The following is a 15,808-nucleotide window of genomic DNA, read 5'->3' as shown; positions in this document are numbered from 1 at the left end:
TAGTCCATATGGAACAGGAGGAAATAAAATGTGGAAGAAACGAGGAAAAGGCACACCTTTCAAGTCCACAGATTCATTAATCGGACATGGAGGAACCCTGGAGGGAAAGGTACATTGCGACACTAATTTACGAATTGAAGGAACCTTCAGCGGGGAGATTGAGTGCAGCGGAACAGTCACCATAGGGGAACAAGGAACTGTCCGTTCCAGTATTACCGCGGAAGAGATTATCATTGCCGGAAAAGTATACGGTGATGTTACCGCGAACCGCAGGCTCATCATGACGGGCAGCGGCCAGCTGCACGGCAATATTTCAGCCGCCACGCTTAACATTATGGAGGGCAGCTTCTTGAATGGTTCGGTAGACATGAAACAGCCCGCCCCGAAGTCAGCGGGCGGGCAAGAACAGAAGGCAAAACCGGACAAGGCCGCAGCACGCGCTGCCAAAGCGCAGAATGCACGTGAAGCCGGATAATCATTGGTTCCTAGGCCGCTACATCCCGCTTGCGGAACACAATCCAAGCAATCAGCAGGAACAGCATATAATACGCAGCCAGTACGGCTACTGAGAAGCCCAGTGTGGCTCCTCCTGGACCAACATTCGATGACAGGTATACCCGCAGGTCCATATGGGTGAACAGCAGATATTTCGCCCACTGATATCTGTCCGGGTTGAAGATGATCACAATCAGATTTTTGGCAAATATAATAAACAGCGATAATCCGATAGCCAGACCGCTAGCCCGGAATACACTGGATACCATAAAGGCCAGCGTCGCGGTCAAGAACAGCTCAATATAACGGAACAGCAAATCCATAAAGGAATAGGCTCCCGGACTCCAACCGGTCAGGGAAAGCATAACGTCTCCCGTCTGAGAAGAGAACAAGTACGCAGAGCCCAGACCAAACGCAATTAACACCCCTGTACTTAGCAGGCTGAATAATATCATGGAAATATATTTGGATAGCAGTATTTTGGAACGACTCCACGGGCGAATCAATAGCAGCTTGATTGTCCCCCAGGAAAATTCGCCCGCTATGGAGTCAGAGGCCACAACAACTGTAAATATGGTATTCAGGAAAAAGGCCACACTCACTGTCATCTGGAAGGTCTCCCAAAGTCCCATGAGATGGTTCTTGTCACCGGTTGAGAAGTAGAACAACACTGGCATCAGTGCACTCATGATCGCCAAAATCAACAGCATCACCCAGGTACGCACCCTGCTATAGATTTTGATATTCTCATTATGTATGAGTCCCGAGAATTTACCCAATGCCTTCACCTCCAGTCATTTCCAAAAATTGATCCTCCAGCGAACGGGACAAGGCTCTGATCCCGTACACCTTAACCCCACCGTTGACCAACAGCTCGTTCAAGGCCGGAATTTCCTCGCGGGTCACTTCCAGTACAAGCCCCCCATCCTTCAGAATCCCCCGATCAAGCAAAGCCATAGCAGTTTCTGCATGATCCACCTCGAACAAGGTTTCCACAGCTGCTACCACTGTGTCGCCTGTGTTCTTCAGCTGTCTGACATCCACCAACCGACCGTTTTGAATAATGGCTACACTGTCACACATCAATTCCATCTCGGAGAGCAAGTGACTGGATACGAACACCGTCGTCCCCTCTTGCTGACATAACCGACGCAGATAATCCCGCAGCTCGCGAATGCCCTGAGGATCTAGTCCATTGGTCGGCTCGTCCAAAATTAGCAGCTTGGGCCGATGCAGCAGGGCCTGGGCCACACCCAACCGTTGCCGCATTCCCAAGGAATAGGTTTTCACCTTATCATGGATTCGATTATCCAATCCTACCAGCTTTATTACCTCATCAATCCGCTGCTTCGTTACGCCGCTTACCATTCTCGCGTATTGACGCAGATTCTGATATCCAGTCAGGAATTTGTACATCTCTGGATTCTCAACGATTGCACCAACATGGGCCACGGCTTCTTCAAACTGATCTTTAATACTCCGGCCGCAGATCAAAATATCGCCCCGACTGATAGAGATTAAGCCTACCATCATCCGGATTGTAGTGGTCTTACCTGCACCGTTTGGCCCCAGAAAACCGAAGATTTGGCCTGCCGGGATATCCAGTGTCAAATCGCTTACCAGCGTCTTGGAGCCGATTTTTTTAGTCACACCCTGTAGCCTGGCAACCGGTTCGGCAAGTTCCGTCGTCAGCATAGTCTCACGTCCTCTCTTGTGTTGAAACAACTATTCTTTTTATTTAACCCGTCTAGTGTACCACATAACTCATTTTTTCTAAAAAATGTAATGCGATAGAGAATTATGAAAAAAGGGATTCGGCCCCTCCTCTGCATTGCAAAGCAGGACCAAATCCCTCTATTGTTTATTCCATCATTGCAGTGACCTGCGTTCCACTTAACCGCCTACACGGGCAAGCTCACGCATGTTGGCTTCAAAAGCGGCCATCAAGGCAGCTTCCCCGGACAAGCCGGTCTGCTCCACCTTGCGAATCTGCTGCATCATCCGTTTGTAATCCTTAGGAATGACACGGACAAACTTCGGCAGACTATCATTCCACTGCTCAAGAACTCGCGTACCAATCGCACTACCTGTCAGTTCTTTATGACGGGAGATCAGACTGAACAGTTCTTCAGCTTCCTCGGCCTCTTCTACCCGTTCAAGCAGAACCATTTCCAGGTTGCAGCGCTGGATGAAGCTATTGTCTGGATCGTAGACATAGGCGATACCGCCCGACATTCCAGCCGCGAAGTTGCGTCCCGTCTCACCGAGAACAACTACGCGCCCTCCGGTCATGTATTCACAGCCATGGTCGCCTACACCTTCTACAACAACATTCGCTCCGGAGTTACGTACCGCGAAGCGTTCACCGGCGATTCCGTTGATATAGGCTTCTCCGCTAGTTGCACCGTATAATGCTGTATTCCCGATGATAATATTATCCTCGGCTGCAAAGGTAGCCTGCGGTGACGGCTTAATGATCAGCTTACCACCGGACAATCCTTTGCCGACATAGTCATTGGAGTCCCCTTCAACAGTGATCGTGATCCCCTTCGGCACGAATGCTCCCAAACTTTGACCAGCGGAACCGGTGAAGTGTAGAGAAATCGTATCGTCTGGCAGACCTGCTGCTCCGTACTTACGGGTCAGCTCACTACCCAGGATCGTACCTACCGCACGGTTAACGTTCGTAATTGGCAGGGATGCTTCTACCACGGTACCATTCTCCAGCGCTGGAGCTGCCAGTTCAAGCAGCTTGGAGACGTCGAGCGTCTCATCCAGGCCATGGTTCTGATACTGACTGCGGTAGCGGGTGCTGCCTTCCGGAAGCTCTGGCGAATGCAGCAGACTGCTCAGGTCAACGCCCTTCTTCTTCCAGTGGTACGAAGCCTTCACAGCATCGAGACAATCGGTGCGTCCGACCATCTCTTCAATGGTACGGAAGCCGAGCTCAGCCATGATTTCACGTAGATCCTGGGCCACGAAATTCATGAAGTTAACCACATGATGTGGGTCTCCTGTGAAATTCTTGCGCAGATCAGGGTTCTGGGTGGCTACACCCACCGGACAAGTGTCCATTTGGCATACACGCATCATGATACAGCCAACAGCCACCAGAGGTGCTGTCGAGAAGCCATACTCTTCTGCACCGAGCAATACCGCTACAGCAAGGTCACGTCCGCTAAGCATTTTGCCGTCCGTCTCCAGCACTACACGGTCTCGCAGATTGTTGAGAATCAGCGTTTGGTGCGTTTCCGCAAGACCCAGCTCCCATGGGAGACCGGCATGACGGATTGAGTTCATCGGCGATGCGCCTGTTCCGCCATCATAACCGCTGACCAGAATGATATCGGCACGGCCCTTGGCTACTCCGGCCGCAATCGTCCCTACGCCTACTTCGGACACCAGCTTCACGTTAATACTTGCACGTGGATTGGCATTCTTCAGATCGTAGATCAGCTCTGCCAAATCCTCAATGGAGTATATGTCATGGTGAGGCGGCGGTGAGATCAAGCCTACGCCTGCTGTGGAACCACGAACCTCAGCAACCCAAGGATATACCTTGCGTCCCGGAAGCTGTCCGCCTTCGCCCGGCTTCGCGCCTTGCGCCATCTTGATCTGAATCTCATCGGCATTCACCAGATAGTTAGAAGTAACCCCGAACCGTCCTGACGCGACCTGCTTAATCGCACTGCGGCGGGAATCGCCGTTGCTGTCAGGAATGAAACGTGCCGGGTCTTCACCGCCCTCACCGGTGTTGCTCTTACCACCAATGCGGTTCATCGCGATCGCCAAAGTCTCATGCGCTTCCTTACTGATCGAACCGAAGGACATCGCACCGGTCTTGAAGCGTTTCATGATCGATTCTACAGATTCGACCTCTTCCAGCGGAACCGGTTCATAAGGAGATTTGAATTCCAGCAGTGACCGGAGGGTCAAATGCTTCTCACTCTCGCCTTGAACAAGCGCGGCATATTTCTTGTACATGTTATAGTCGCCACTACGCACTGAGTGCTGAAGAAGGTGAATGGTCTGCGGGTTGAACAAATGCTCTTCTCCGTCACTGCGCCATTGGTAGTCGCCGCCAGAATCCAGCACTTTGTCATTGCCGTCCTTCTCGGTGAAGGCACGGTTATGATGGGCCAGCGCTTCCGCTGCCACTTCCTCAAGACCGATCCCACCAATGCGGGAAGGCGTCCAGGTGAAGTAACGATCCACGAAGTCAGAATTCAGACCGACAGCTTCAAAGATTTGTGCGCCGCGATAGGATTGAATGGTCGAAATCCCCATCTTGGATAGTATTTTAACTACGCTCTTCGTCGCAGCTTTGATATAGTTCTTCACGGCTTTGGCATGCGAGATGCCGCGTAGCAAGCCTTGGCTGATCATATCATCCAGACTCTCGAATGCCAGATAAGGGTTCACCGCACTGACGCCATAACCGAGCAGCAGTGCATAATGGTGCACTTCGCGCGGTTCGCCGGATTCCAGCAGGATGCTAACCTTGGTCCGAGTGCCTTGGCGGATCAGATGGTGGTGCAGACTGGACACGGCCAAGAGGGCCGGAATAGCCGCGTTTTCACGGTCTACGCCGCGGTCAGACAGAATAAGAATGTTATGGCCTTTGGCAATGACCCGGTCAGCTGCCTCGGACAAACGGTCCAGGGCGACACGCATCCCTTCAGCACCCAGCTCAGCCGGGAACAAGGTAGGAATGGTCATCGACTTGAAACCGGCTCGACGGACATGGCGGAGCTTGGCGAAGTCTTCATTGGACAGAATCGGCGTCTCCAAGGAGATTTGCCGACAGCTTTCCGGTTCAGGCTTCAGCAAGTTGCGCTCAGGACCGATGGTTGTCGTCGTGGAAGTGACTAATTCTTCGCGAATCGCATCAATCGGCGGATTCGTTACCTGGGCAAACATCTGCTTGAAGTAATTGTACAGACGCTGTGGACGATCGGATAACACCGCAAGCGGAGCATCGTAGCCCATAGACGTAACAGCTTCTGCGCCGGTGGACGCCATTGGCTCAAGCACCTTACGAAGATCCTCAAACGTATAACCGAACGACTGCTGCAATTGCTGTACATTGTCATGCTTCGGATTAGGCAGCTCAGGCGCATCCGGAAGCTCATCAAGGCTAATCAGATGCTCATCCAGCCATGCACGATAAGGGCGTTCGGAGACGATGGCTGCTTTCACTTCCTCATCGGAAATGATGCGGCCTTCCTTCGTATCCACGAGCAGCATGCGGCCTGGCTTCAAACGGTCCTTGTATAGCACGTTCTCTGCTGGGATATCCAGTACACCCGCTTCAGAAGACAGGATGATCTTATCGTCTTTTGTAACGTAGTAACGCGCAGGACGCAATCCATTACGGTCAAGCATGGCACCGATCTGCACACCGTCAGTGAAGCCCATTGCTGCCGGTCCGTCCCAAGGCTCCATCAGGGTGCTATGGTATTGATAGAATGCTTTCTTCTCCTCATCCATGCTGTCATGATTGCTCCAAGGCTCAGGTACCATCATCATGGCTACCTGCGGCAGGGAGCGTCCGCTCAGGTACAGGAATTCGAAGGTGTTATCGAACATCCCTGTATCGGAACCATCCGGATTGATAACCGGCTTGATCTTGTCGAGGGATTCGCCGAACACTTCACTCTTGAACAGCGATTGGCGGGCATGCATCCAGTTCACATTGCCGCGCAGCGTGTTAATCTCGCCGTTATGAATCATGAAGCGATACGGGTGAGCACGTTCCCAGCTCGGGAACGTATTGGTGCTGAAGCGGGAGTGAAGCAGCGCGATGGCCGATTCCAGCTTCTCATCCTGCAGATCAAGATAGAATTGTCCCACCTGCTCTGTAGTCAACATTCCTTTATAAACGATCTTGCGACAAGATAAGCTTGGCAGATAGAAGGATTCTCCCTCTTCTGCACCGCTGTACCGGATAGCCAGCTCGGCTCGTCTGCGGATGACATACAACTTCCGCTCGAAGGCCAGCTCATCGGATACCGCTGCGGAGCGTCCGATAAAGACCTGGCGCACATAAGGCTTAGCAGCCTTGGCCGTCTTGCCCAGCATCTCGTCAAACGTAGGTACGTCGCGATAGCCGAGCACCTCTTGTCCTTCTTCGGCAATAATCTGACTTAAGAGGGCCTCATGGCGGCTTCTGATCTCCTCGTTATGAGACAAAAAGATCATACCCACGCCATAATGGCCTTGCTCAGGTAGTTCAAAGCCAAGCTTCTTGGCTTCGCCTACAAAGAAACGATGCGGGATTTGCAGCATGATGCCGGCTCCGTCACCGGAGTTCGGCTCGCTTCCCTGGCCTCCCCGGTGCTCCATATTGATGAGCATGGTCAAGGCATTGCTTACGATTTCATGGGACGGTACGCCTTTAATATGGGCAACAAATCCCATGCCGCAAGCATCTTTTTCGAACTGGGGATCATACAGGCCCTGTTTGCGGGGCAGTTCAGTGTGTCTCATCTTACGCAACCTTTCTATAATAAATTGGGGCGGAATCTCGAGAAAATTTGTCCTATTAAAACCTTAATAATTGTTCAACGCGGATTAGGTTTTACTAGTGTATCACTGGGGTTTATGCTGGGCAAATTACAGTTTTTTATGATGTTGATTAACTATAGTTTTTGCTGTACAGCTTTACTTAACCAAAGATTTATTTGCATTTCCATGTAGAGTAATACATATTATTTGCATTATTTTTTTTGCACTAAAAATTGTTTCATTAATTTTCCTAACTTCACCTCTTTTTTAACGAAAACTGTCATTGCTAAAGACACAAGAAGCGCTCCACATGGGAGCGCTTCTTGGTGTATAGACCAAACTAAACAGCCTATCGATTAAATTGTTATTGCTTTTTCGTTCTTCAAAAGAGCCTCTTGATCACGGCCGCGCGTCATGAAGTAAGCGAGGGTAAGGACCATGAAGACCACGCCATAGATAGCAAGTCTTCCCATATCTCCCCACATTGCGCTGTAATCTCCGGTAGAGATCACTGCCTTTAATCCAGCGACACTGTAAGTCATTGGCAATAGCGGGTTAAAGAACTGCATCCAGTCTGGAATCAATTCCAGCGGGAAGGTACCAGCGCTTGTTGTCAATTGGAAGATCAGAATGACAATGACAATGAAACGGCCCGGGTTAGCCAGCCAGGTTACAATCGCCTGGATGATCATCATGTAGGCAAGACTTGTGACGAAAGTGAACAGATAGAACAGAGGTACACTCTGTACTTCCAGACCCAGACCATACAGGACAATCATAGCCGCCAGCATCGACTGAAGCAGACTCATCATCGAGAATGTCAGTGTGCGGCTGATAAAGCGGTTGAACCGGGTAGCTTCTGCAACCTCCGATTCACGTGTAGGAATAACCAGTGTGCAGATCAATGCCCCTACGAAAAGGCCCAGCGACAGGAAGTATGGTGCAAAACCTGTACCGTAGTTAGGTACTTTATTGATTGCATGATCTTCGATAACAACAGGCTCAGCAAACATTTGAACCATAGCATCTGTCTTGTTCACTGCACTTGTCTTCTCGGCAGCTTCATCGAGTTTGGTAGCCAGTTCATTGGAACCGGATTTCAGATCAGCCATCCCGTTCTTAAGTTCTCCGGCACCGTCTGCCAGCTTCTTGGAACCATCTGCTACAGCGTTGATGCCGTTACCCAGCTCGCCAACCCCGTTCAGGAGCTTCGAAGTACCTGCGCCCAGCGCTTTGCCGCCATCAGCCAGCTTGCTGCCGCCTGCTGCTGCTTCACTCAGCTTCTCGCCGAACTGCTTCATACCAGCGGTCAGCTTGTCGCCGCCTGCTGCCAGCGCAGAAGCGCCTTGCGCCAGCTTCTGCTGTCCTTGCAGCAGCTGTGTGCTACCTGCGTTCAGCTGCTGTGCACCATCATGCAGTTGGCCTACGCCGCCTGCAAGCTGCTGCGAGCCTGCGTTTAGCTGTGCCGCACCTTGGGCCAGCTGTTCTTGGCCGCTATGCAGCGCTGTCGCGCCTTGAGCAAGCTGCTGCTGGCTTTGCTGCAGCTGCTCGCTGCCGTCAGCTACCGCTTTGCTGGCAGCCAGTAGCTTTTGCACCGCTGGGCTTGCTGCCAGCTGTGGATTCGACTGGGCCAGCTGCTGCAGGCCGTCAGATACTGCTTTTGCGCCTTCAGTTACTTTGGCGCTACCTTCTGCGGAAGCCTTCAGACCGGCTTCCAACTGCGCACTGCCATCTTTAGAGGAGTTCAATCCTGCCTGCAGCTTGCTGCTGCCGTCAACCAGGGATTGTGCGCCTGCTTGCAGCTTGCTAGTACCGTCTACAGCAGCCTTTGTTCCTTCTTGCAGCTTCGCTGTACCGGTAACGGCCTGCTGAAGGCCGCCGCTGAGTTGCTTGCTACCGGACGAGCTTTGGTTCAAGCCGTCTTGCAGCTGCTTCTGTGCAGCGGACAACTGCTGCAATCCACTAGCCAATGTGCTGGTACCTGATTCCAGGGCAGCTGCACCAGTGTTCAGATCAGTAACACCTTTAGTTAGGGGCTCTACGCCATCTTTCAATTTGCCTGTGCCATCAGTCAGCACAAGCAGGTTTTCTTTTAACTTCAGCGCGCCGTCATCCAGCTTGCCTGCGCCATCAGCAATCTTGCCTGCGCCCTCTCCTGCGTCGCCAAGACCGCTGGAGATTTCAGTGATTTTATCAAATACAGATTCGGTATAGGCCTCAGTAATCTTTGCCGATATTTTCGACTTGATTTCCTTTACAGCGGTTCCCCCGATTTGTCCAGCCAGGAAGTTGTAGCCTTCGTTCGGCTCAAAAATAATTTTGGCTGGCTGTGGGTCCTTATCCAGCAAAGTTGTTGCCTTTTCGGAGAAGTCCTCAGGTACGATAATGGACATATAGTAAGTGCTGTCCTTGAGTCCGGCATCTGCCTCTTCACGACTGACAAATTTCCAATTGAAGCCATCGGTCTTTTTAAGCTCCTCGACCAGATCACTACCAGCTGTTAATTCTTTGCCCTCGTAATTAGCGCCCTTGTCTTGATTCACTACGGCGACCGGCAACTCATTCATCTTGCCGTACGGGTCCCAGAATGCCTTCAGGAACAATCCGCTATACATCACCGGAATGAAGAGGACAACTATGATGGGGATCAGCACTTTAGGATTTCTAAGCGCCGCACCAAGGTCCTTGGTAAACACGGATAATGATTTCATTCTGGTTCTCTCCTTTTGATCATATGCTCTTTTTAAGTGTGTTTTTAATTATGCTTTATAAATGCTGTACATGTGAAACATTACTGTAACACCAAGTGACTGTTTTCCCCATTCGGTCAATCAAAGCCATAAAAAAAGCACCATCTTGGTGTTCTTGCAAAAAAGCAGGAAACCTTTTTATAAATTTGTGGCCAAACTAAGGTATAAAGAAGTAAATGGTAGGGAAAGCAATTATGAGGAACGCTATCCCTATGCTGATCCTAAACATTATTGTGCCAGCCCTTCAGCGAGAAACAAACGAAAGTAGTCCTTGATTTGCTCTTTGTCCAAAGGTGTGTGCGTTTTGTTCAGTTCGGCAGTCAGCACAATGTACAGCCTGAACATTACTACCGATACGATCTTCGGGTCGCAGGGCTTGATCTCCCCCTGTCGGATCGCGAGTTCCACCTCCCGTTCAATATATTCTAGTACTACACTCTCGATCTTATCGAGTCCTTCTTGAGCCTGCGGTGTTCCGAATTCGCGATTTTCCTGGGAAAGCTTGATGAATAGCTCGTGTTCGCTTCGAAATTCCAACAAGGCATCCAGCACGCGGTGCAGGTTATCAAAGAAGGGCTTATCGCGCCTGATCTCCCGCTCAGCAATCACCTTCATCTCAGTCATCATGTCGACCAGAATCTCATCAAACAGCTGCTCCTTGTTCGTAAAAAAGGTGTAGATGGTTCCTTTGCCGACATTCGCTATCTTGGCCACCTGATCCATCGTGGTCGCTTTATAACCGAATAACGAAAATGATTTGGTCGCGGCCTGAAGCACCTGCTGCCTTCGATCTACCACAGCCACCCGTACACATCCCTTCTCAAGAAATAATGGTTACCATTGAACTTCTGACCACTTTACTAATCCGGTCAATTGGTCATTTCCTACTTTAGCACTTTGCCCATATATTTGCAATACCTTGGAGCCAAACTTTTTATTTTTTTAATTTATTGCAGTGTTTTAACTTTCTATTTACGTCTTATTTGTATAATGTGAAAAGAGTTAGGATTTGCCACGTATATAGTATAGATCGATTGCCGCAATTCTACTCATGAAGGAAAGTAGCAGGTGAATTTATGCGAAAGAAAAGAGTATTGCTGTTTTCGGAAGGCTTCGGAACGGGCCATACAGGGGCAGCCTATGCTCTGGCCGAAGGAATAAAGCTGCTGAATCCGGATGTACAATGCCGGGTAATCGAGCTGGGCAAGTTTCTCAACCCCACGGTCGCTCCTTGGATTCTTTCCGCTTATCGAAGAACCGTCAGCAGCCAGCCCAAACTGGTCGGCATGATGTATAAGACCCAATACAACAAATCACTGAACCGGTTGACCAAACTAGCGCTTCACCGGATTTTTTATACTCACGCTGCACAGGTCATTGAGCAGCTCAAGCCTGACCTGATTATCTGTACCCACCCTATTCCGGCTGCCGTCATCTCCCGCCTGAAGCGACAGGGTCTTAATGTGCCACTCTATACATTGATTACAGATTATGACGCACATGGAAGCTGGGTGAATGACGAGGTGGACCGCTATCTGGTGTCCACTGCCCGCGTTGAGGCCATTCTTACTGGACGGGGTATTCCTGCCGAGTATGTGACCGTGACCGGCATTCCGGTACACCCCAAGTTCTGGGAGAGATCGAACAAGACCCTGCTTCGCAAAGAACTAGGTCTCGCCGATATCCCCACCGTATTGATCATGGGCGGCGGCTGGGGTCTAATGTTCGGCAAAGATGTCATGGCCTCGCTCACCTCACGGATGAACGAGATTCAGCTGCTCTTCTGCATGGGGAGCAATGACAAGCTCGTGTCCAAAATGCAAGGCGATCCATTGCTGAGTCATCCCAATATCAAGATTATCGGCTACAGCAAGGAGATCAACAAATTAATGGACGCGTCTGATCTGCTGATCACCAAGCCTGGCGGCATGACCTGCACGGAAGGCCAAGCCAAAGGTATCCCTATGCTGTTCTACAAGGCAATTCCTGGTCAGGAGGAGAAGAACTGCCAATATTTCGTGGAGCTTGGATTGGCCGAGGTACTGAACGCCAAAGTCGTGGACAAATGGTTCACAAGGCTGCTTCGGGAGAGAGCCTCACTGGAAGAGCAACGGAAGCGCCGACTGGCTCCTGATCGACATCAGCCCCGCCACTGCGCAGCCACGGTCCTGGAGATGCTAGGCAAGCCGGCAACTGGTCTGTCCGAGAATCGAGGAACGCGATCACAGTCTCGAGGCGAGGAAGCTGTTCTGCTGACGCCTTGAGCGGAAGTGACATCTGTCTGCTTCACTTAGCTGACTCGCGTATTCATAGAAACAACAAGAGGGTGCTCGGCAAGCCATTGGCTGCCGGCACCCTCTTGTTGCCTGTGCAGAAGCTGAATTTATATTTCGACACTCTCCCCCGGTTTAAGCGGAAATCCTGTGATCCCTTCCTGGCGCAGTCGATTGCAGAAATCGTCGCCGTCCTGAGCAATGGCTGGGAACGTGTTGTAATGAAGCGGAATGACCTTATCCGCCCGCAGCCAGCGAGCAGCCAGCAACGCATCATCGGGACCCATAGTTAGCATGTCTCCAATGGGCAATGCAGCCAAATTGATATCATTCCGCTCCCCAATCAGGCGCATATCACCAAAGAGTGCGGTATCCCCGGAATGAAACAGCGTCTTGCCGTCAGTGGTAAGCAGGATTCCTGCCGGTTCACCACCGTATATCCATGAATCCCCCTCTGCAATTGAGGAAGAATGAAAAGCCTGTGTGTATTTGACAGTAAACCCGCCATACGTATGACTGCCGCCAATGTTCATATGCTTGACCTCTGCTCCCTTGGAACGGCAGTACTCGGCCAGTTCATATACAGCAAAAATAGGGCATTGATTACGCGCAGCAATTTCCAGCGCATCGCCGAAATGGTCTGAATGGGCATGGGTAAGCAAAACCGCATCTACCGTAATTTCATCGGGAGCGATACCAGAGTTCGGGTTCCCTGACAGAAAGGGATCAAAGATGACTTTGCAGCTTTCAGACTCTACCAGCAGGGCTGAGTGTCCATAATAGGTGATTTTCATGACAGCTGTTCTACCTCCATGTTCATAATAGGTTACTTACCCTATAATGAGCCGAGGTTCCCCAAAAAATCAAATTATTTATAAAAAGTATGATTGCCGATGGTTTTGGCATACTTCTGCGTATGATGTACCGTCAAATCCTGCGCAAGTTTTAGCGACAAAAAGAAATAGGTGTCGTCTGTAACCTCCTTGACTCCCGATAGTGCGGCGTTAACAGCCTTGATACAATCCTCATTAGGCTTCACGCGATTAAGACGACCGTTCGCCACTGGACTGAACTGTCTCTTCTGATAGATTACATTATGCATCGTGTCGGGGAAATTAGCTGACCGTAGCCGGTTCAGAACAACGTTGGCAACTGCCACTTTGCCCTTGTACGGTTCGCCTTCCGCCTCTGCCATGACGATTTTTTGCAGCAGAAGCAGGTCTTCTCCGGAAACTGCGTAGCGCCAGGTTGCTTTGTCTTTCTGTTCCTGGCTTAATAGCTCCGTCCGAGAGAAGTACAATATGATGGGGGGATGTTGCTGAGTTGCCGCGACCTTTTTGACTTCGGTCTGACTCCCCTTTGATGCTGTTGCCTTTTTGGGCAGCTTCTGTTGAACCGCTGGTGTGACTACCGGTATAGCTGCAGCCTTGGTTTTGACGGCGGCTACCTTGACCTCAGCAGTTTTAACCGTGTCTGCGGCGGCAATGGTCTGTCGGTTCAACCACTCAGCCTTCTGTTGAAGACTCCAGTCCGGCTTAGGTTGAATCACAGCACTGTTGATCACCGGATGTATCTTACTTTGTATCGGTATCCTCGTATGGCTAGAATCCGTTGTCTTTGGTGCCAGCTCCAACGCCGAGGTAACTGGGGGCGCACTCAGCTTGCCCTGGACTTTGGTTAACTTCCCTTCTGTCGTTGGTTCGGAATGCAGCAAGTTTATCGCTGAGAAACTCACCAGTATCACGCCAATAAGCAGCGCAATATAGCGATTTTGTTTATAAATAACCATAATTCTCCTCCTATATCACGGCACATTCCTATTCTATGTAACCGAAAATGGAAGATTTGAAAACTGTCCTTTGTCGAATTTTTTAGAAAAATGTCATGTTTTCAACATTTTCATACATAGGAATGGCACACATTCTGGTAGCATACAACACAAGGCCATCTACCGTCCAGTGTCGAATTGAGGACAAATGTTCTCGTTTTTGCCGTAAAACCTCCGAAAATTCGACAAATTCGGCCTTATAAGGGACGTCACCGCGATATTTCCGGGATAGCGTCAAATGTGGCTTATAAGGTCTGTCTTCTGCCACAAAACCTAAGGGCCGTGTAGCCGTAGTTATCGCACTCTGCAGAGCATAAAGTTTCTCCAGTTCACCGCCCAGACCGGCCCACAAGACACGAGGTGAGGCCGGGTGGCCAAAGGTATCAAAGCCCTCCAGAGAAAGCTCAAAGGGGGCCGTGGAGGCCGCCACTTTTTTAAGAACAGCAATCAAGGCCGGGATGTCCTCCTTCGCTGTATCCCCCAGAAATTGCAACGTAACATGATAATCTTCCGGGTGTGTCCATTTGGCAAATGACATTTCAGCAGCCAGCGACTGGCATAGGTCTCCAAGAGCTTCACGAATCGCTGGGGGCACAGGAACTGCAACGAACAGACGCTCTTTATGGTAACTTTCCTTTTCATTCTTCATGGTCATTTCACCTTTCGCAGCAGATTTGTTATCCTTAAAAATATCTATTCGCACAACCATACATAACGGGAGGGAACCAACATGTCTAAATCCATTGTATGTCTTCAGCCCCTTACACCGAGCCAGCAGGCAAAAATCAGAGAAGCCGCTCCGGGGTATGCGCTTGAATTGGGAAGTGCCAAAGAACCCGATCTTCAGCAGCTCGCGGGCGCAGAGATCATTATCGGCTGGGCCAAAGGAATCGGAGAGGCGCTGCTAGAGAGAGAATCACAGCTGCGCTGGGTACAGAGCTGGTCTGCCGGCATTGATAAAATGCCGCTGCAACGCCTGCAAGAACAGGGTATCCTTCTAACCACCGCTAGTGGTGTACATGCCGAATCTATCGCAGCCGTAATCTTCGGCTTTATATTGAGCTTCACCCGAAATCTGCACAAGGCTGTGCTTAACCAGAGCAAGCGTGAGTGGCATTCCTACGGAGATGAGACCGAAATATCCGGCAAGACGGCTGTCATCTTTGGTACCGGAGCCATCGGCGGAGAAACGGCGCGGATCGCCAAAGCTTTCCGCATGAAGACCATTGGTGTCAGCCGCACAGGCAAACAGGCAGCGGAGTTTGATGAGGTCTTCCAGACCAGCCAATGGAAGGACGCGGTTAGCCAAGGCGATTTTGTGATCAACACACTACCGCTTACAGACGATACTCATCATTTTTTCAACGCTACCGTCTTCTCAGCGTTCAAGGAGGGCTCCTATTATATCAATATCGGCCGCGGAGGCACCACACATACCGGCGATTTGATCGACGCGTTACAATCAGGTCATATCCGCGGTGCCGGATTGGATGTATTCGAGACCGAACCTCTGCCGCAGGATCATCCGTTATGGGGAATGGAGCAGGTGATCATCACACCTCATTCAGCCGGAAACACGGATCGCTATACCGACCGGCTCGTTGATATTATTACTCAGAATCTGAGATCCTATATCGCTACAGGTTCACCGTCTCTCAATTTAGTTGACTATAGTCAACAATATTAAGTCTACACCCTCAATAAGCCCCTGCACTGCTCTTTACAAATTTCGTAAAGGGTGCGGAGGCTTTTTTTATAATGCTGTATAAGCCGAACAAAAGAAAAGTAACGAAAAGCGAGGAGGATCGAAGGGGGAAGTTTGGAACTGTAGGAGCGATAGCGACCGCCTTTGTCTCCGGATTTCAACCGCAAACAGCGGTTCAATAAAAAGAAATCTGGAGACAACAGCGGCCGGAAGTCCAAACATTCCACTGTAGTGACGATCGAGCCTTACG

General features: G+C 50.4%; 11 protein-coding genes. 3 read left to right on the top strand and 8 right to left on the bottom strand.

All coding sequences use genetic code 11. From position 1 onward, the window contains the following. The first annotated feature begins 28 nt into the window (after window positions 1-28). Window positions 29-475 (top strand): bactofilin family protein, encoded by a 447-nt coding sequence (locus AC3Y23_RS19535; protein WP_379202043.1) that lies wholly within the window; start codon window positions 29-31, stop codon window positions 473-475. A gap of 10 nt (window positions 476-485) precedes the next feature. Here the strand turns inward: AC3Y23_RS19535 and AC3Y23_RS19530 are convergent, their stop codons facing one another. The 5 genes from AC3Y23_RS19530 to AC3Y23_RS19510 form a co-directional block, all read right to left on the bottom strand. Then, window positions 486-1,274: an ABC transporter permease gene (locus tag AC3Y23_RS19530; protein WP_379202041.1), complete on the bottom strand. Its 789-nt coding sequence runs from the start codon at window positions 1,272-1,274 to the stop codon at window positions 486-488. Next, window positions 1,267-2,190, bottom strand: coding sequence for an ABC transporter ATP-binding protein (locus AC3Y23_RS19525; RefSeq protein ID WP_379202039.1), 924 nt, complete (start codon window positions 2,188-2,190; stop codon window positions 1,267-1,269). Before AC3Y23_RS19525 ends, AC3Y23_RS19530 begins: the two co-directional genes overlap by 8 nt. Before the next feature lie 198 nt (window positions 2,191-2,388). Beyond that, entirely contained in the window at window positions 2,389-6,984 is a 4,596-nt protein-coding gene (gltB, locus tag AC3Y23_RS19520; RefSeq protein ID WP_379202037.1) for a glutamate synthase large subunit, read from the bottom strand. Between the two features lie 374 nt (window positions 6,985-7,358). Then, window positions 7,359-9,713: a YhgE/Pip family protein gene (locus AC3Y23_RS19515; protein ID WP_379202035.1), complete on the bottom strand. Its 2,355-nt coding sequence runs from the start codon at window positions 9,711-9,713 to the stop codon at window positions 7,359-7,361. 267 nt (window positions 9,714-9,980) lie between these two features. Then, window positions 9,981-10,556 (bottom strand): TetR/AcrR family transcriptional regulator, encoded by a 576-nt coding sequence (locus AC3Y23_RS19510; RefSeq protein WP_379202032.1) that lies wholly within the window; start codon window positions 10,554-10,556, stop codon window positions 9,981-9,983. Between the two features lie 272 nt (window positions 10,557-10,828). Between AC3Y23_RS19510 and AC3Y23_RS19505 the strand changes: the two genes are divergently transcribed. Then, window positions 10,829-12,016, top strand: coding sequence for an MGDG synthase family glycosyltransferase (locus tag AC3Y23_RS19505; protein ID WP_379202030.1), 1,188 nt, complete (start codon window positions 10,829-10,831; stop codon window positions 12,014-12,016). Between the two features lie 119 nt (window positions 12,017-12,135). Here AC3Y23_RS19505 and AC3Y23_RS19500 read toward each other — a convergent pair whose 3' ends face one another. From AC3Y23_RS19500 to thpR, 3 genes are all read right to left on the bottom strand, one after another. Next, entirely contained in the window at window positions 12,136-12,819 is a 684-nt protein-coding gene (locus tag AC3Y23_RS19500; protein WP_379202028.1) for a metal-dependent hydrolase, read from the bottom strand. A 74-nt stretch (window positions 12,820-12,893) separates the two neighbouring features. Further along, complete coding sequence (locus AC3Y23_RS19495; protein WP_379202026.1) at window positions 12,894-13,814, bottom strand: cell wall hydrolase; 921 nt, start codon at window positions 13,812-13,814, stop codon at window positions 12,894-12,896. 82 nt (window positions 13,815-13,896) lie between these two features. Further along, on the bottom strand, window positions 13,897-14,502 hold the full coding sequence (gene thpR / locus AC3Y23_RS19490) for an RNA 2',3'-cyclic phosphodiesterase (protein ID WP_379202024.1): 606 nt from the start codon (window positions 14,500-14,502) through the stop codon (window positions 13,897-13,899). 81 nt (window positions 14,503-14,583) lie between these two features. Here thpR and AC3Y23_RS19485 point away from each other — a divergent pair, with 81 nt between their 5' ends. Further along, window positions 14,584-15,540 (top strand): D-2-hydroxyacid dehydrogenase, encoded by a 957-nt coding sequence (locus AC3Y23_RS19485; RefSeq protein ID WP_379202022.1) that lies wholly within the window; start codon window positions 14,584-14,586, stop codon window positions 15,538-15,540. Window positions 15,541-15,808 lie beyond the last annotated feature (268 nt).

Source organism: Paenibacillus sp. MAHUQ-45, from assembly GCF_058133325.1.
This window is presented reverse-complemented; position numbering and strand designations above follow the sequence as displayed.